The 16,411-nt window shown below is 58.7% G+C and carries 16 protein-coding genes; 8 read left to right on the top strand and 8 right to left on the bottom strand.

The features are described from left to right. Positions 1–148 precede the first annotated feature (148 nt). On the top strand, positions 149–829 hold the full coding sequence (locus tag ACTJK7_RS00855; protein ID WP_440779639.1) for a nitroreductase: 681 nt from the start codon (positions 149–151) through the stop codon (positions 827–829). Between the two features lie 116 nt (positions 830–945). On the opposite strand, the gene ACTJK7_RS00850 is transcribed toward ACTJK7_RS00855, so the two are convergent. The 3 genes from ACTJK7_RS00850 to ACTJK7_RS00840 all read right to left on the bottom strand — a co-directional run bounded on the left by ACTJK7_RS00850 (position 946) and on the right by ACTJK7_RS00840 (position 4,267). Beyond that, on the bottom strand, positions 946–2,382 hold the full coding sequence (locus ACTJK7_RS00850) for an alanine/glycine:cation symporter family protein (RefSeq protein ID WP_440779641.1): 1,437 nt from the start codon (positions 2,380–2,382) through the stop codon (positions 946–948). 86 nt (positions 2,383–2,468) lie between these two features. Then, entirely contained in the window at positions 2,469–3,278 is an 810-nt protein-coding gene (locus ACTJK7_RS00845) for an alpha/beta fold hydrolase (RefSeq protein WP_189121108.1), read from the bottom strand. 89 nt (positions 3,279–3,367) lie between these two features. After that, the gene (locus ACTJK7_RS00840; protein WP_189121107.1) at positions 3,368–4,267 is read right to left on the bottom strand and encodes a LysR family transcriptional regulator; all 900 of its coding nucleotides are present in this window, start codon (positions 4,265–4,267) and stop codon (positions 3,368–3,370) included. Positions 4,268–4,374: 107 nt separating this feature from the next. On the opposite strand from ACTJK7_RS00840, the gene ACTJK7_RS00835 reads away from it, so the two are divergent. From ACTJK7_RS00835 to gabP, 7 genes are all read left to right on the top strand, one after another. Continuing rightward, positions 4,375–5,055: an RraA family protein gene (locus ACTJK7_RS00835; protein WP_440779642.1), complete on the top strand. Its 681-nt coding sequence runs from the start codon at positions 4,375–4,377 to the stop codon at positions 5,053–5,055. Next, the gene (locus tag ACTJK7_RS00830; RefSeq protein ID WP_440779644.1) at positions 5,039–5,704 is read left to right on the top strand and encodes an RraA family protein; all 666 of its coding nucleotides are present in this window, start codon (positions 5,039–5,041) and stop codon (positions 5,702–5,704) included. The genes ACTJK7_RS00835 and ACTJK7_RS00830 overlap by 17 nt, the downstream gene beginning before the upstream one ends. Continuing rightward, complete coding sequence (locus ACTJK7_RS00825) at positions 5,701–6,330, top strand: RraA family protein (RefSeq protein ID WP_189121104.1); 630 nt, start codon at positions 5,701–5,703, stop codon at positions 6,328–6,330. The genes ACTJK7_RS00830 and ACTJK7_RS00825 overlap by 4 nt, the downstream gene beginning before the upstream one ends. Continuing rightward, the gene (locus tag ACTJK7_RS00820) at positions 6,327–7,535 is read left to right on the top strand and encodes a pyridoxal phosphate-dependent aminotransferase (RefSeq protein WP_189121103.1); all 1,209 of its coding nucleotides are present in this window, start codon (positions 6,327–6,329) and stop codon (positions 7,533–7,535) included. Before ACTJK7_RS00825 ends, ACTJK7_RS00820 begins: the two co-directional genes overlap by 4 nt. Before the next feature lie 76 nt (positions 7,536–7,611). Continuing rightward, positions 7,612–8,547, top strand: a complete 936-nt coding sequence (locus ACTJK7_RS00815; protein ID WP_189121102.1) for a LysR family transcriptional regulator — start codon at positions 7,612–7,614, stop codon at positions 8,545–8,547. 438 nt (positions 8,548–8,985) lie between these two features. Further along, positions 8,986–9,888, top strand: a complete 903-nt coding sequence (locus ACTJK7_RS00810) for a DMT family transporter (protein WP_189121101.1) — start codon at positions 8,986–8,988, stop codon at positions 9,886–9,888. A 146-nt stretch (positions 9,889–10,034) separates the two neighbouring features. Further along, positions 10,035–11,441 carry a GABA permease gene (gene gabP / locus ACTJK7_RS00805; protein ID WP_189121100.1) on the top strand — a complete coding sequence of 469 codons (1,407 nt, stop codon included), beginning with the start codon at positions 10,035–10,037 and terminating at the stop codon, positions 11,439–11,441. Positions 11,442–11,484: 43 nt separating this feature from the next. On the opposite strand, the gene ACTJK7_RS00800 is transcribed toward gabP, so the two are convergent. From ACTJK7_RS00800 to ACTJK7_RS00780, 5 genes are all read right to left on the bottom strand, one after another. Beyond that, positions 11,485–12,525 carry a GlxA family transcriptional regulator gene (locus ACTJK7_RS00800; protein WP_440779645.1) on the bottom strand — a complete coding sequence of 347 codons (1,041 nt, stop codon included), beginning with the start codon at positions 12,523–12,525 and terminating at the stop codon, positions 11,485–11,487. Between the two features lie 66 nt (positions 12,526–12,591). Further along, complete coding sequence (locus ACTJK7_RS00795; RefSeq protein ID WP_440779647.1) at positions 12,592–13,443, bottom strand: ABC transporter permease; 852 nt, start codon at positions 13,441–13,443, stop codon at positions 12,592–12,594. After that, a complete protein-coding gene (locus ACTJK7_RS00790) occupies positions 13,430–14,287 on the bottom strand; it encodes an ABC transporter permease (protein WP_440779648.1) in 858 nt (285 codons plus the stop codon). The genes ACTJK7_RS00795 and ACTJK7_RS00790 overlap by 14 nt, the downstream gene beginning before the upstream one ends. Beyond that, positions 14,284–15,396, bottom strand: coding sequence for a quaternary amine ABC transporter ATP-binding protein (locus ACTJK7_RS00785; RefSeq protein WP_189121096.1), 1,113 nt, complete (start codon positions 15,394–15,396; stop codon positions 14,284–14,286). The genes ACTJK7_RS00790 and ACTJK7_RS00785 overlap by 4 nt, the downstream gene beginning before the upstream one ends. A 74-nt stretch (positions 15,397–15,470) precedes the next feature. Further along, complete coding sequence (locus ACTJK7_RS00780; protein WP_189121827.1) at positions 15,471–16,322, bottom strand: glycine betaine ABC transporter substrate-binding protein; 852 nt, start codon at positions 16,320–16,322, stop codon at positions 15,471–15,473. Positions 16,323–16,411 lie beyond the last annotated feature (89 nt).

The raw sequence follows: 16,411 nt of genomic DNA, 5'->3' as shown, positions 1-16,411 counted from the left end.
CGGGCAACTGCACGATGCGTTGCCTGAGGCCTTCGATACTGCATAGTCATTAACAACTCTCAGTACAGAAAGATGTCGCCAGTGGGCCATTTATCCCGCTCCGGTGCGGAAATAGGCTAACCACCTTTTTCTCAACCGGAGACATCTGATGAACGCAATGAACCCAAGTTTCAGCCATGTCGTGCGGCAACGCCGTTCGATGCGAGAATTCCTCCCCCAGACGGTACCCACAGCGTTGATTCAGAACGTTTTGGAAGAAGCCCAGCAATCCCCCTCAAACTGCAATACCCAGCCTTGGCAGGTGCATATTGTGTCCGGCGCCAAACGTGACGAGTTGGCTACGGCTCTGAAGGCGGCAGATGACGCCGGCCAATTCACGCCCGATTATTACTTTGATATGACGGAGTATCCGCAACTGTATGCCGAGCGAGCTCAGTCGAGTGCCAAAGCTCGCTACGATGCGATCAAGGTTACCCGCGAAGACAGGGAAGGTCGGGCCAAGGCCATGCGTCTGAACCTGGATTTTTTCGGAGCCCCACATGTGGCACTGCTATTCATGCCCGCGCTCGGTGACAGCGTTCGAGTGGCCAGCGACATGGGCATGTACGGCCAGACCTTCTTGCTCTCATTGACTGCCCACGGCCTGGCAGGTATCCCCCAGACCCTGCTGGGAATGTATGCCGATACCGTTCGAGAAGTGCTGGGCATCGATTCAGGAATGAAAATGCTGTTTGGTATCTCGTTCGGCTACGCTGACCGAACGGCAACGGCCAACGACATGGTGGTGGGCCGTATTCCGGTCTCGCAGAGTGTTACCTTCCACGGCTGACGTGACGAGTCAGGCAGCGCTTGGCCGTGGGCTGGTTCAACTCAACACTCAGGTCGGGCATCTGGAGCGAGCGCGCAGCTTGAAGGCTGCGCGTCGTTGCAAATGTGCATTCAGGTTCAGGCTCGGCGCACGTCCAAGGCCTGGTCGCGTTCGACCTGCTCCGGCGGATCGACCCAGATGGTTTTGTCGATGTTGAGGTCTTGGAATGCACCGGTTGTGAGAACCGGCTCGGCGACACCGGCTTTGCGCTGTGCGTCATAGTCTGCGAGCAGTCGCAGGCAGACTCGGCACAGCAACACCAACGCAATGAGGTTCACCAGCGCAGAAAGGGTCATGGTGATGTCAGCGAAGGCAAACACCGTGGACAAGTCCTGAACCGAGCCCCAGAGAATCAAGGCCAACACCAGGGCGCGGTAGCTCAACAGGGCGTTGTGGTTCTTGCCGAGAATGAACCTCAGGTTGTTTTCGCCCAGGTAGTAGTTGTAGAGGATGGAGGTGAACACGAACAGTGCCAGAGCCACGCTGATGAAGATGCGGCCCCAGTCGCCGACCACCGCTGCAAGCGAATTCTGGGTCAGTACGATGCCGTCACCGGTAAAACCTGGGGTGTAGAAGCCCGATAACAGGATGAGCAACGCGGTGCACGTGCAAATGATGAATGTATCGAAAAACACGCTGAAAGCCTGCACGACACCTTGCGAAACAGGATGTCGAACTTCGGCCACTGCCGCGACATTTGGCGCGCTGCCCAGGCCGGCTTCATTGGCGAATACGCCACGCTTGACGCCCATCACGATGGCGCTGCCGATCAGGCCGCCAAACGCTTGATCGAGTCCGAAAGCACTCTTCACGATGGTCAGCAGCATCAAGGGCACGTGATCGAATTGCAGCACCATGACGTACAGCGTCACTGCGATATAGGCGAGCGTTTTCACCGGTACGAGCAAGTCTGCCACTCTGGCGATACGTTTGATGCCGCCCAGGAACACGAGGGCTAGCACGGCTGCCAGGGCAATCCCGGAATAGGCGGGTTCAAAACCAAAGGCATTTTGCAGTGAATGGGTCACGGCGTGTGATTGCAGGCCGTTGAATGAGAAACCAAAGGTGACGATCAAAAGCACGGCCATCACCACGCCCAGCCATCGTTTGTTCAGGCCATACTGGATGTAGAACGACGGCCCGCCGTGAAACTGGCCGCTACCGTTGTGGCGCTTGTACAACTGCGCCAGGCTGCACTCGAACAACGTTGTGGCTATACCGACCAATGCGGTAACCCACATCCAGAAGACTGCGCCAGGCCCCCCCAACGTTACAGCGACGCCGACGCCAGCGATGTTGCCCGCCCCGACGCGGCCGGCCAGGCTGAGCATGAGGGCTTGGAAGGAACTGATTTGGGTCGAGCTACTGGTGAGGCTGTCTTTGAAGACTTTGAACATGTGCAGGAAATAGCGCAGCTGCACAAAGCGGGTTTTGACGGTGAAATAAGCGCCCAGTCCGACGACCAGGACGATAAGCAGCTTTCCCGAAAGAAAGCCATTGATGGCTTCGAGCATGACGCAACCTCATTGTTATTATGACTGGGTGTGCGGGCACACACGGCCGCACGCAGCCGTGTAGTGGTTAAAGCCGGTGATCGGGATCAGGCGCGGTTTTGCAATGCCTTGATGTGCTGCCACATCAGCGCCGGGTTGGAATACATCGGGAAGTGGCCACAATCGGGGATGCACGCCAGTTGCACCCCTTGGGCCGCGATGTCTTCCAAATAAGAAAGGTGGGAGTTGGTGACGCCGTACATGTACTGACGCGGGAATGGCAGCGCCAGGAATTTCTCCATCAGACCGCCGTTATCTGACAGCTCGACCATGGACTCGAAAATGCCGCGCACCGCGCCGGTGCGCACTTTGTGCGCCAGACTAGCCGCATAAAGCGCACTGGCAGGGTCGGTGGCAAGTCGGGTGCGCTCGATGAAGTCGCGGAAGAAGCGCGCATCATCCTCGCGTTTGTGATCGTGGATCTGCCGGCTGAGGAAGCAATCCTCGGGCGCGATGTTGCCCTCGATGTCGACGAAACTCAGCACGCGCGCTGGCGCTGCGTCAGCGAGTATCAGCCCGGTCAAGCCCCCCATGGAGTGACCGACCAGATGGAATCTGTCGACGCCGAAGTGTTCAAGTACAGCCAGGGCCGTCTGCACCAGAAAGGGAATGTTGATGCGAGAGAGATCAGCGCATTCGGTTTCACCGCAACCAGGCGCATCGTAGGCAATGAAGGGGTGACCTTCGAATGCGGGCTGCAGCGTGATGTCGGCATAGTCTTCTTTGGTCGAACCGAACCCATGCAGGAAGAGGATGGGCGCTTTGGGACCGGATCGATGGATCACTGCCAGATCCAGCAACACGCCGTCGATGTTCAACGGCAATTTCTCGTGAGTGAAGCGAGCAGGGTTTGCCACGGTGGGAACTCCTTTTACAGAGGCCTCAATGTCGGTCCAGCTCCGCCTTTTGTAAAATACGAAGCCGCGAACCCAGTGATATGCCCAGCCTATGATGGAAAAATCTGTTTGGCCTGATCGATCATCGCATCCACCAGGGGGTTGCTGTTGACTCCATGCCATGCCATTGCGGTGGTGACCACCTTCACTTCCGGCTGCAAAGGCCGCACCAGCACATTTTCCGGCGCCAGTTTGTCCATGGACGTCGGCACCAAGGCGATGCCCTGGCCACAACTGACGAACGCCACCTGCGACGAGACCGAGCGGACCTGATGCACGATACGCGGCGCGAAGCCGCTGGTTTTGCATAGCCCCACCAGATAATCAAAGTAAACTGGGCTTACGTCTCTTGAGGCCATCACCAGCGTTTCATCGGCAAGCGTCTTCAGATCGATGGCTTCACTGGCAGCCAGAGGGTGGTCCTTGGGCATTGCGACGGCCAGGCGGTCCTCTGACAGAGGCATCGACTGCAGGTGCCGGCCGAGGCTGCCCTCGAGGCGCGCAAACGCGATATCGATATCGCCGGCCTCAAGTGCCGGAATCGCCTCCGCGCTGTCGATTTCCCGAACCGAAACCGTAATCAACGGGTGGTCCTGCTTGAAGCGCTCGATCAGCCGGGGCAGCACATCGATCATTGCCGATGTGATCGCACCGATGGTCAGCACACCGGCGTGACCGGTCACGGCCTCGTGGACCGCCAACTCCAGACGCTCCAACTGATCCGCAAACTTTCTCACTGCCGGAAGGATTGCCGCTCCGGCTGCAGTGAGTTGAGCGCCACGGCGAGAGCGGGTGAACAGTTGAACGCGAAGGGACTGTTCGAGCGCCTGGATCTGCTCGGTCAACGGTGGCTGCGACATGCCCAGTCGCTTGGCTGCGCGGCTGAAGTTCTGGTCTTCGGCAACTGCCAGGAACAGCCAGAGGTGGCGTATCAAGCGAAAGTTGATCACAGCACTCTTCCATAGGTTTGGGGTATGACAAGCTTAGCTTCTTCGTAATATACGTATCAAATCTCGGCGCAGATACTCAAGCCTCACCTACAAGAGGCCTGCAACCGATGAGCTTGAAAGCCCCGCTTGATCGCCTGGCTGCGCTCGATACCAACACGGTGTCGGACGCGCTGGACTTCCTCCAGCTTCCTGGTGCCACCAATGGCCTGATGCCGCTCTGGAACTGCCCGAAGATTGTTGGCCGTGCCAGCACTGTGCAGTTGGGGCCAAAGCAGGACGTGGCGCCCACCGTTCACCTGATTACCCCGGTCGTTGAACAGATCACCACCGATGACCGCGTGCTGGTGATCGCCGGTGGCGTCGACGGTATCTCCAGCTGGGGCGACATCCTGGCCAACGCAGCCCAGCGCAAAGGCATCCGAGGCTCGATCATCGATGGCTTCAGTCGCGACATCCGCGGCAGTGCCGATATCGGCTACCCGGTTTTCGGCCGCGGCGTGACCATGATCAGCGCGCGTAACCGGCTCATCCAGGTCGACGCAGCCGTGAAGGTTCGCATGGCCGGTGTTGAGGTCGAGGAGGGCGACTTCGTGATCGCCGATGAATGCGGCACCGTTTTTGTCCCGGCCCACGCTATCGAAAAGGTGCTCGACCTGGCCGAGCGTATCGATCGCCGCCAGGCCGGCATGGTCGATGCCGTCCGTGCGGGCCGCTCGGTCGAGGAAGTGATGCACGACACCCAATTCGAAGCCATCAAGGTGGAGCACTGGTATGAGCCTTTGCGATAAAGATCTCGTTGCTTTGTTTGAAGGCCTGGATACACCAGGTGTGTCCGATGCGATGGACAAGCTGGGCCTCCCAGGCCAGGCGTTCGGTATCGCGCCACTGGCCGACTACAGCCAGGTTGTGGTCGGGCCAGCCTTCACTGTTCAGTACGTCAGTGCGAGCACACCGCCTGGTACTGTGGGCGACTTTATTGATGAAGTAGCACCTGGTGACGTTGTGGTCATTGCCAACGACGGCCGCACCGATTGCACGGTGTGGGGCGACATCATGACCCAGTACGCCTTGGCCCGCGGTATCGCCGGCACGGTCATAGACGGTGTCTGCCGCGATGTGAACAAGGCACTGGGCGAAGGCTACCCGCTGTTCAGCAAGGGCCGCTTCATGCGTACCGGCAAGGACCGCGTGGAAGTCGTGGCCGTCAACCAGCCGGTATCGGTTGGCCAAGCCCGGGTTTGTGCCCGCGACATCGTCGTGGCTGACGCCAATGGGGTCGTCATCGTCCCGCGTGATCGTGCCCAGGAAGTCGCTGAAACGGCACGTCGAATCGAACACGTCGAAGCGCAGATCCGCGAACAGATCGCCACTGGCAAGAGCCTTAAAGAAGCCCGTGCCGCCCTCGGTTACCACTCCCTGCAGAGCAAACAACCATGAGCCTTCCATACGACTATCAGAACATCGCAAAAGTCCTCGGCAGCTCCACCCTGTACGAGGCCTCTGGGCTGCCGTGCGCGGTCGACCGCGAAATTCGCGCTGTCTGGAAAGGCGCGTTCATCGCGGCACCAGCCTACCCGCTGCAATGCTCGCCAGGTGACAACCTGGGCCTGCATTTGGCTGTGGCGAAAGCGCCGCGCGGTAGCGTGCTGGTCTGTGATACTGCCGATTTCGTTGCTGGCTACTGGGGTGAAGTGCTCACTGTTGCGGCTGAAGCCGCAGGCATTGTCGGCCTGGTGATCAACGGCGGCGTGCGCGATATCGCCGCGCTTGAAGCCCATGGCTTCCCGGTGTTTGCGCGGGGTATCTCGGTCAAAGGTACTGTCAAGGCGACCACGCCTTCGGTAGGCAAGTCGTTCGACTTCAGCGGCGCGCAGGTCAGCGTCGGCGACCTGGTTGTCGCGGACGAGGACGGTGTCATCATCATCCCGGCCGATGCCGTTGAACGCACACTACGCGAAGGCCAGAAGCGCGCCGACAAAGAGGCCGTGTTCATGGCCAAGCTGCGCGAAGGTAAGACCACCATGGACCTCATGGGCCTTTCACACCCGGAGGAGCACGCGTGAGCCTGGAAACGCTGAACCGTCGCCTGGAGGCTGCCAAGCCTTCGGCGACCTACAAGATCATCGACCGCGTCGCTGCGCGCCGCGCAGAAGGGGTGAAAATCATTTCGCTCTGCGCAGGCGAGCCTGACTTCGATACGCCGGAGCACATCCGTGCCGCGGCCATCAGTGCGATCAACGATGGCCACACTCGCTACACCCAAGTGGCTGGACTTCGAGCGCTGCGTGAAGCCATCGCGCGCAAATACCAGCGTGAAAATGGCCTGGATGTCACCTGGCAGGACACGCTGGTGTGCAGCGGTGGCAAGCAGGTCATCTTCAATGCCTTGGCCGCGACCCTCAACGAAGGCGACGAAGTTGTAATTCCTGCGCCGTACTGGGTCAGCTATCCAGAAATGGTCGAGCTGTGCGGTGGCCAGTCGCGGATCGTTACCTGTGGCGCCGAATCGAACTTCAAGCTCACCCCGCAGGCGCTGGCCGGCGCCATCGGGCCGAACACCCGCTGGCTGATCCTGAACTCGCCGTCCAACCCCACGGGCGCGGTGTACGACCGCGACGAGCTGCTGGCGCTGGCCGAGGTGTTGCTGGCCCATCCGCAGGTGCTGATTCTGGCGGACGACATCTATGAACACCTGATCTTCGACGGTCGTGAGTTCCTCACGCTTGCCCAGGTCGAGCCACGCCTGGCAGCACGAACACTGACCATGAACGGCGTATCGAAAGCCTACGCCATGACCGGCTGGCGCATCGGGTTCGCCACGGGCCCTCGCTGGCTGCTCGAAGCCATGGAAAAGCTCCAAGGTCAGCAAACCTCGGGCGCCTGTTCCATCTCACAGCACGCTGCAATCGCTGCACTTGACGGTCCGAAGGACTTTATCGCTCACAGTCGCGAAGTATTCCAGCGGCGCCGCGATTTCATGGTCGAACTGCTCAACCAGGCGCCGGGTATCAGTTGCGAAGTCCCGGGCGGTGCCTTCTACGCGTTCGCAGACTGTTCTGGCCTGATCGGCAAGCGTTCGCCAGGCGGCAGTGATCTCGTTGACGACCAGGCGGTGGCGATGGCGCTGCTTGAAGAAGCCAACGTGGCGGTGGTGCAAGGCAGTGCGTTTGGTTTGCCTGGCTACCTGCGTATTGCCTATGCGCTCGATGATGAGTCGCTTCGCGCTGCATGTGTGGCCATTCACAGCTTCTGCAAAAGTGCGCAGTAACCTTGCCTGATTCTTCCTCAGGTATCCCACGCTATTGTGGGATACTTGGGGTTGTCTCCAGTCTAAGGCTGCCCTGATGCTTGATCGCCTGCGCTCCATGGAAGTGTTCATAGCTGCGGCTACGGCCGGCTCATTTACAACTGCTGCGGTGCAGTTGGGCATGTCCGCGCAAATGGTGGCCCGGCATGTTCAGGCTCTGGAGGATAGACTGCAGGTCCGGCTCATCAATAGGACTACACGCAAGCAGAGCCTTACAGAAATCGGCCAGTTGTACCTATTGCGGTGTAAAGCGGCTCTGGCCGCAGTAGACGCTGCCGACTTATCAGCCATGGAAGCACAAGATCAACCGCATGGACGGTTGCGCGTCAGTGCACCGCATCAGTTCGGCTCGCACAGCCTGATCAGGTTCGTTGCCGGATTCATGCAGCGATACCCGAACATCGAGATCGACCTCAACCTCTCCGACCGCGTGGTAAATATCATCGAAGAGGGCTATGAGGTAGTCGTGCGAATCGGAGACCCTGGAATCGGTGAGAGCAGCAGCCTAGTCGCAAGGCCGCTGGGTCGTTATCAGATGTACGTCTGTGCCGCCCCGGAGTACCTTGAGCGTCACGCTGCACTGGTTCACCCAATTGATCTGCAGGATCACCAATGCCTGGGCTATGTATTCTGGGATCGGGCAGTCGATGAAGAATGGCTGTTCACCAAAGGAAGCGAGCAATTCAGCGCGCGCGTGGCAGGTCGGCTTCAGGTAAATGATGCGGTCGCGCAGCTCAACGCGGCACGGGCCGGCGTGGGTATCTTGTTGGGCGCCGAGGACCTGGTCCGCAGCAGCCTGGACTCTGGAGAGCTGGTTCGAATCTTCCCCGAATACAGCGCTCCTTCCAAGCCAATGCATTTGATCTACCCAGCGGACAAGCAGCGCAGCGTCAAGCTGCAGCGGTTCATTGATGAGGCGATGATCGAATTGAATACGCCTGACCACGATGAAGAAAAGGTCGAAAGGAAATAGTGTGAATTCCGGTCGCTGGCCAATTCGCAGCCTTGTGTTTCGTACTCACATAAATAACCTGCGACGCAAACTGTCAGAACTACTCCAGGACATGACCTGCTCAGGTCTGTATCGGGGTGGGTTATAGCTTTGAGCTTGAGTAGAACGCGCTGGCGTTGAATGACACAAAAAATGTCCTGTTTTGACAAGACCCTGTCGTTTCCAAACAGTCGAGCGACCCATGCCCCATCAATAATTCACATAACGACTCGCCTCGCGCCACAGGCCAGCCGTTGCAGTTTCGCGAGTAAGCAGCCTCGTCTTACAACTCCAATGCTGCGGCGCCCCTTGCACCGGCAATCCGGTAGCACTCCTATAAAAGACAAAACCTTATACGTATCCAACGCCGCGCCGCGCCGCGTGGAACGCGCTCGCGCGCTTATTGAAGACTTGACTGCCATGATTGCTACTTCTGCTTCCAGTACCGGTGTCTCCACCGGTCATCGCAATGCTTTGCTCGCCGCACACGTCGCTGCGGTTTTGTTTGGGCTGACAGGTATCCTTGGCGCGTTGATCCTCGCCGATGCAAGCGTCATCACTTTCGGCCGAGCAACATTTGCGTTCATCGCTCTCGGTTTTGTAGCGGGTCTTAAAGGCACCCGACTACTGGACGCCCTGAGCTGGCGCAACTTACCAGTCCTTGGCCTCACTGGTACGTTATTGGCCGCCCACTGGGTGACGTTCTTCATCGCGGTGAAGGTGGGGGGCGTAGCAGTGGCTACTCTCGGCTTTGCGAGCTTCCCCGCCTTTATCGCGCTCGTAGACTTGCTGCTGTTTCGTGAGCGTATCGGTAAAGTCGAAAGCCTCCTGCTGCTGATGGTGACAGCCGGGCTGGTGTTGGTGGTTCCCTCGTTTGACCTGCTCGATAAGGGCACGCTCGGTTTGGTCTGGGGATTGGCTTCGGGTTTGTCATTCGCACTGCTGGCGGTGGCTAACCGTCGCCACACGGCGGGTATGAAAGCTCTGCAGATCGCGTTCTGGCAGAACGTGGTAGTGGCAGCGCTGATGGTGCCATTTGCGTTCAGTCACCTCGGCAACGCCAGCCTGCGGGCAGATGATTGGGTGAACCTGGCGCTTCTGGGCGTTTTCTGCACCGGGCTTTCCCAATTTCTTTTCGTCAAGAGTCTGGATGGCCTGCAGGCGCGCACGGCAGGGATGATCATCGCGCTGGAGCCTGTGTATGCCATTGCCTGTGCTTGGTGGCTATTTGGGGAACAGCCTTCGCTGCGCATGGGCGCTGGAGCGGCGCTGGTGGTGCTGGCCACTGTGCTGAGCGCCCGCTGCAAACCATCATCTCACTGACGCTGTGTAGCGAGGGATATGTCCGGCTCATTGCATTTGATGTCCGAACCAGTCAATTGAACCCTGTTTTCGCTCTCTATGGTTAAGCGGTGCAGTGCCCTTGGCACTGCACCCTACCCATAACAAGAGCAAAAGCAGGGACCATAATGACTATGACGATGTCAGGAAAAGCCAGCGATCAGCTGGCGCAGGGATTCAAGCCTCGACATGTGACCATGTTGTCGATTGCCGGTGTGATCGGCGCGGGTTTATTCGTAGGTTCCGGACAAGCGATCGCTGCGGCAGGTCCGGCAGCGATCATTGCCTATGCGCTTGCTGGCGCTCTCGTAGTGCTGGTAATGCGGATGCTGGGCGAGATGGCGGTGGCGAGTCCTGACACCGGTTCCTTTTCCACTTATGCAGATCGCGCAATCGGGCGCTGGGCCGGTTTCACCATTGGCTGGCTGTATTGGTGGTTCTGGGTGCTGGTGATTCCGATCGAGGCGATTGCTGCCGGCGTCGTGCTCAACAACTGGTTTCCCGGGGTTCAACCTTGGTGCTTTGCGTTGTCGATGACAGTGCTACTCACCGCCACAAACCTGTTCAGCGTAGCCAAGTACGGTGAGTTCGAATTCTGGTTCGCCATGCTCAAAGTGATTGCGATCGTTGCCTTCATTGCACTTGGCGGATTCGCTCTGGCAGGGGCACTGCCTGCACGCGAGGTCAGCGGTCTGGCAAGTCTGATGAGCGCCCATGGTGGTTTCATGCCTAATGGCTGGACCGCCATCATTGGTGCCTTGCTCACCACCATGTTCAGCTACCTCGGCACCGAAGCGGTCACTATCGCCGCTTCCGAATCTGCCGACCCCGCCCGAAATATCGCCAAGGCGACACGCTCGGTGATCTGGCGGATAAGCGTGTTCTACCTGCTTTCCATCTTCATCATCATATCGGTGGTGCCATGGAATGATCCGCTGCTGCCACTTCATGGTTCCTATCAACGGGCATTGGAGATCATGAACATTCCCTATGCCAAGCTGATGGTAGACATTGTGGTGTTAGTGGCGGTGGCCAGCTGCCTGAACTCGTCGATCTACATCGCTTCGCGCATGTTGTTCTCTCTTGCCAAGCGCGGAGATGCACCGGCTGCCGTAGGCCGTACTTCGGGAGCCGGTGTACCACGGGCTGCCGTGATAGGCAGCACACTGATTGGCATGGTGACCACCATCATCAACTACTTCGCACCTTCAGAGGTGTTTGCATTTCTGTTGGCCAGTTCGGGGTCAATTGCTCTGCTGGTATACCTCGCCATCGCTTTCTCACAGCTACGCATGCGAGCCGTGCTGGAGAAGCAGAACCAAGCTATTGCCTTCAAGATGTGGCTCTACCCATGGCTTACCTATGGGGTGATTGGCTTCATCATTTTCGCCTTGGGCGTGATGTTCGTGATGCCCCAACATCGATTGGAGGTATCGCTAACCATCGGCTTGGCCTTGGTGATCCTGGTAATAGGTGTGATCAACAGCCGGCGCCATGGGCAGGTGATGCCGCTGTCGACGACAGAAGCTGCGTGACATAGAAAGCCCGCTCGCAGAACGTCTGCGGGCGGGCTCTACTTCAACTGGGTTCGCGCTGCATGCTTTTCACGCAGGCAAAGCGTTTTTCTTTCGAAGGGCTGTATCCGAAGAACGACGCATAACACTTGCTGAAGTGGCTTGCTGAGACGAACCCGCACGCCACGGCCACGCCCAATAGAGGCAGGTCGGAATACTGCAGCAGCCGTCGGCTCTCGGTGATGCGTAGCTCCAGGTAGTAGCGCACAGGAGTAGTCCCCAGCTGATGCTGGAACAAGCGTCCGATCTGGCGCTTCGAGCGACCCACGTATTCGGCTATCTGATCCTGGCTCAGGGGCTCTTCGATGTTCGCGGTCATCAGGCTGATCGCTTCACGTAGCGGCTCACTGATGTTGGTGTGGGGGGCCGGGACAGTGCGCCGGTAGCGGGACGCCTCGAAAGCCAAGATGGCGGTAACGCCATCGGTCAACGCCGTGCCTCTTCTTTGCCCTAACCACTCAAGCACCATGTTGAACGCGCCTGCAGGACTCGCCGCGCTCAAGCGGTCACGGTCGACGACGAAGCTGTCTGTGCTTACGTGACTGTGTTGGGCGATTTCTGCTACGGCCCCACGGTGCTCCGGATGAACCGCGCAGCGATAGCCGTCAAGCAACCCCGACTGCCCTAAGAACCATGCGCCGTTCCATAGTCCGGCTAATGCAACTCCTTTTCTTGCCAGGCCTTGTAGGCATGCGCTCAAGTCAGCGGAAGCTACCAGCGCGGTACGCAGGCCTCCGCAAATCACCAGCAAATCCAAGGGTAGCTTGAGGCTTTTCTCCAATGATGCCGCAGGAGAAATATCGATTCCCAGGTCACTGATTACTGACTTTCCGTCCAAGCTGAAGGTGGTACTCACACAGGTTTCTGGCTGAATCAGATTGGCAGTAACCAGAGTGTCAAGGGCCTGAGTAAACGCCAACAGCGAGAAGTGCTCGAGCAAGAGAAAGCCCACGCGCGTCTGTTGAAGGGTGGGCTGTTCGACCGAGTGGGTGAAACGCGAATTGTGCCCATTCAGGGCATTGCTGAACCTACGAGTGGGACGCAACGGTGTTTCTCTTTGATCATGCAAAAGTTGTGGCGGGCCAGAACGGCCCGCCGTGTTTTCCAGGGTTTACTGAAGTTGTGGCCCAGCCCGACGGCTGAGCAGGTCTCGTGAGAGCCGGTCGAGTAATAGCGCCACGGCGACGATAGCCAAGCCCGCACGTAGGCCTAGCCCCATTTCCATGCGCGTCAGGCCGCGGGTAACCTCGGCGCCCAGGCCCCCTGCACCGACCAACCCGGCCAGAACGACCATGGCCAGCGACATGAGGATGCACTGGTTGAGGCCGACCAGCAGGGTAGGCATGGCACTGGGAAGCTCGATCTTGAACAAGATGGTGCGGGGTTTTGCACCGGTAGCCTGGCCGAGCTCCAGCAGGTCTTTGGGTACCTGGCGGAAGCCAAGCGTGGTCAGGCGCAGCATCGGCGGAATGCCATAAATGATCGTCGCCATGATCGCCGGCACTTTGCCCAGGCTGAAGATGATCACTGCGGGGATCAGGTACACCCACGGTGGGACGGTCTGCATCACGTTCAGCAGCGGACTTACGGCGTTGTCGAAACGTTTTACCCGAGCTGCAAGGATGCCGAGCGGGAAGGCCACGGCAACCGCAATCAGTACTGCCACGGACACCAAGGCGATGGTCTGCATGGAAGCGGTCCAGAAACCACTGAGCCAGCAAAAGCCCAGTAGCACGCCTGCAAGCCCTGCGCTGCGCAGGTTGATCAACAGCCCCGTCACAATGCATACACCGGCAATCATGGCGTAAGCCGGTGGTAGCAACAGCAGCGCCTCGATCGCGCCTAGCATGGCCTCGACGAAGCGGCTGATGACGGCGAACAGCCCATGTAGGTTGGTGTTAAGCCAGTCGAACAAGGGGGCAAGGTAGGCGCCGGGGGAGAGGTTCATTTCAGTGAGCGTCATGACGTGCCTCCTCGGCAGTACGGATGCCACTCTGTGCCAGCCGGTCCAGGATCAGGGTGAGGACCACGATCGCGATCGCTGCGTTGATCGAGCGGGCGATGTCCAATGTCCGAATGGCGCTGTAGATAACTTCCCCAAGGCCTCCAGAACCGACGATCCCTGCGATGACCACCATGCCGAAGGCCATCATCAAGCTCTGGTTGATACCAGTCATGATGCTTGGCATGGCGAACGGCAAACGGATTTTGACGAATTGTTGCCAGCCGGTAGTCCCGCTTGCGTTCCCTAATTCCAGAAACGCTTTGGGGGTCATGCGGATGCCCAGTGCAGTGAGGCGTAGCACTGGGGGTACGGCAACGATGACCGTTGCTACCAGTGCTGTGCCAGTGCCGTAGCCGAGCAAGGCGATGGCAGGCAGCAGATAGATGTATGGCGGTAACGTCTGAACCATGTCCATGGCCGGTTCACAGATGCGATTCACCGCTGGAGACAGGCCGGCCGCTACTCCGCAGGGAATCCCGATTACCAGAGCAAGGCTGGTAGCGGTAAGCACCAGGGCCAAGGTGCTCATGGTTTGCGGCCACAATCCCATCAGCGCGCACATCAGCAGCGCCAAAAAGGTACCCAGCGAAAAGCGCCACCCTGCCAAGCGCCAGGCCAGCAGGGCGAACAGCAATGCCACGGCATAAAAAGGGGGTACTTCCAGTACCGTATAGACCGCCTGGTACATAGCTTTCAGAAGGTCGTTGAACAGGTCGAACAAGCCAGCGGCATTGTCTGACAGCCACATCAAGGCATTGTCGACATGTTCATCGAAGGCGGAAGCGAAGTCTTCGGGGTTCATACGAGACCCTCCACAGACGTACGTGCCTGAGCATGGGATTCGTCGTCCCGGACGCCCTGGACGGCGCGCAGCAAGTCGCGCTGGCTTATCACTCCCAGCAATGTTCCGTTGTCGCGTACGCCCACGGCGTCGTGGCCTGAGCGTATCAACAGGTTGATAAGGTAATCCAGGTCACTTTCGGGGGCCGCACATTGCAAGAGCTCGGGGTTTTCGTGCGGGTGGCGGGCACTGTATTCGGCAACCGGCTGCATGATGGAGTGGGCTTTGACCAAGTGCAGGCGCGAGATCCCTGCGACGAACTCCGCTACATAGTCGTCGGCCGGGTTTAACACGATGTCTTCGGCGGTGCCTTCCTGGATGATCACCCCATCTTTCATGATGGCGATACGGTCACCGATGCGAATGGCCTCTTCCAGGTCGTGAGTAATGAACACGGCGGATTTGCCCAAGGATTTGGTCAGCTCCCTGAACTCGTCCTGCAGCTGCCGACGGATCAGCGGGTCCAGGGCGCTGAAGGGCTCGTCCATCAGGATCACCTCCGGATCGGAAGCGATGGCCCGTGCGAGACCGACACGCTGTTGCATACCGCCGGAGAGTTCGGCGGGGTAGCGGTTGGCCCAATCGCTCAGACCAACCTTGGCCAGGGCGCGCCCGGCCACCTCATGGCGTCTGGCCTTGGACAGGCCTTGCACTTCCAGCCCGAAGGCTGCGTTCTCCAAGACAGTGCGATGTGGCAGCAAGGCGACACTCTGGAACACCATGCCGATATGCTTGGCACGTACTTCCCGCAGTGCGGCAGCGTCCAGTTGGGCGATGTCGCGGCCCTTGACCAGTATTTCGCCGCTGGTAGGAACGATCAGGCGGTTGAGAAGCCGGATGAGCGTGGATTTACCACTGCCAGAGAGGCCCATGATGCAGAAGATCTCGCCGCGGCGTACCTGCAGATCGACGTTGGAGACGCCTACAACGCAGCCATAATCCTGGAGAATCTGGGTCTTTGTCAGGCCGCGCTCGCGGTAGGCCTGCATGGCGGCCGGCGCGCGGTCGCCGAAGATCTTCCAGACACCGCGGCAATCGACCAGTGTTTCAACAACATTGTTGGTATTCATGTGTGCACCCGAACCAGAGTTTTTCTGGTGTGTTCTTGTTTCAAGTTCGGCAGTGGCAAGGTGAAACGCTGCTGTCAGTATTTTTTGATGTTTTCCCAGCGCTTGAGCAGATCGGCATGACTGTCGGTCCAGTCCTTCACGGCCTGGTCCATTGTCTTGCCATCGTTCACTGCGCTGTTGATCGCACTGATGTCCGCCAGGGGTACATAAACGCTGGCGATGACCTCGCGTGCCTGGGGGTTCTCCGCTGAGAAGCCTTTCTGACCAATCCAGTAGTAGCCTTGCGCTGGAGCGAACACGCCTTTAGGATCCTTGAGGAACTTGGTGTCGTATTTGAGGGCCATCCAGGTCGGCTCCCAGAGTGTCACGGCCACCCATTCCTTGCGGTCGACTGCGGATTTCAGCGCCGCCGTCATGGCTGCGGTGCTGCCTTCAAGCAGGTTGAGTTTCAAGTCATAAGCCTTGACCGCTTTGGCGGCATCACTCATCAAGCCCGACCCGGGTTCAATCCCGACGATCTTGTTGCCGAACTTGTCAGCGTTTTCGTTGAGCTGCTCAATCGAGTCGATTGGCACGTACTTGGGCACCGCGATCGCCTGGTACAGCCCGTGAGAAACCGGCGAGATCTTTTCCAGGCGGTTCTTGTTACGGTTCCAGAAATCCTGGGCCACATAGTCGATCTGCGAGGCGAGGATTTGCACGTCACCCTTGCTCAGCGCCGCGTAGGCGATGCCCCATTCCGAAAACGAAGTCACCTTGACGGTGTAGCCGGCGTCTTCCAGTACTTTCTTGGTAATCCCGGTAATGGGCGTGAGGTCTTCCCAAGACAGGGTGCCCATGTTGATGACCTTTTCTTCGGCATGGGCCTGACACAGTCCTAAACCGACCATGGCGATTGCGCACAGTGCCTTGCGGATACGATTCATGTTGAACTCCTGCATAGTGGTGGCTGGGCGTTGAGCCCTGTTTTTGTTGAAATTCACCTGCGTGCATCCGTGGCCGGCCAGCGTCCGTC

The sequence above is a fragment of the Pseudomonas sp. 22085 genome, from assembly GCF_052045815.1.
Classification (GTDB): Bacteria; Pseudomonadota; Gammaproteobacteria; order Pseudomonadales; family Pseudomonadaceae; genus Aquipseudomonas; species Aquipseudomonas glycinae.
This window is presented reverse-complemented; position numbering and strand designations above follow the sequence as displayed.

What these genes read in the sequence shown, in the direction of transcription:
- ACTJK7_RS00855 (WP_440779639.1), top strand. Translation starts at nt 149, where the DNA reads ATGAACGCAATGAACCCAAGTTTCAGCCATGTCGTGCGGCAACGCCGT.
- ACTJK7_RS00850 (WP_440779641.1), bottom strand. Translation starts at nt 2,382, where the DNA reads ATGCTCGAAGCCATCAATGGCTTTCTTTCGGGAAAGCTGCTTATCGTC.
- ACTJK7_RS00835 (WP_440779642.1), top strand. Translation starts at nt 4,375, where the DNA reads ATGAGCTTGAAAGCCCCGCTTGATCGCCTGGCTGCGCTCGATACCAAC.
- ACTJK7_RS00830 (WP_440779644.1), top strand. Translation starts at nt 5,039, where the DNA reads ATGAGCCTTTGCGATAAAGATCTCGTTGCTTTGTTTGAAGGCCTGGAT.
- ACTJK7_RS00825 (WP_189121104.1), top strand. Translation starts at nt 5,701, where the DNA reads ATGAGCCTTCCATACGACTATCAGAACATCGCAAAAGTCCTCGGCAGC.
- ACTJK7_RS00815 (WP_189121102.1), top strand. Translation starts at nt 7,612, where the DNA reads ATGCTTGATCGCCTGCGCTCCATGGAAGTGTTCATAGCTGCGGCTACG.
- ACTJK7_RS00810 (WP_189121101.1), top strand. Translation starts at nt 8,986, where the DNA reads ATGATTGCTACTTCTGCTTCCAGTACCGGTGTCTCCACCGGTCATCGC.
- gabP (WP_189121100.1), top strand. Translation starts at nt 10,035, where the DNA reads ATGACTATGACGATGTCAGGAAAAGCCAGCGATCAGCTGGCGCAGGGA.
- ACTJK7_RS00795 (WP_440779647.1), bottom strand. Translation starts at nt 13,443, where the DNA reads ATGACGCTCACTGAAATGAACCTCTCCCCCGGCGCCTACCTTGCCCCC.
- ACTJK7_RS00790 (WP_440779648.1), bottom strand. Translation starts at nt 14,287, where the DNA reads ATGAACCCCGAAGACTTCGCTTCCGCCTTCGATGAACATGTCGACAAT.
- ACTJK7_RS00785 (WP_189121096.1), bottom strand. Translation starts at nt 15,396, where the DNA reads ATGAATACCAACAATGTTGTTGAAACACTGGTCGATTGCCGCGGTGTC.
- ACTJK7_RS00780 (WP_189121827.1), bottom strand. Translation starts at nt 16,322, where the DNA reads ATGAATCGTATCCGCAAGGCACTGTGCGCAATCGCCATGGTCGGTTTA.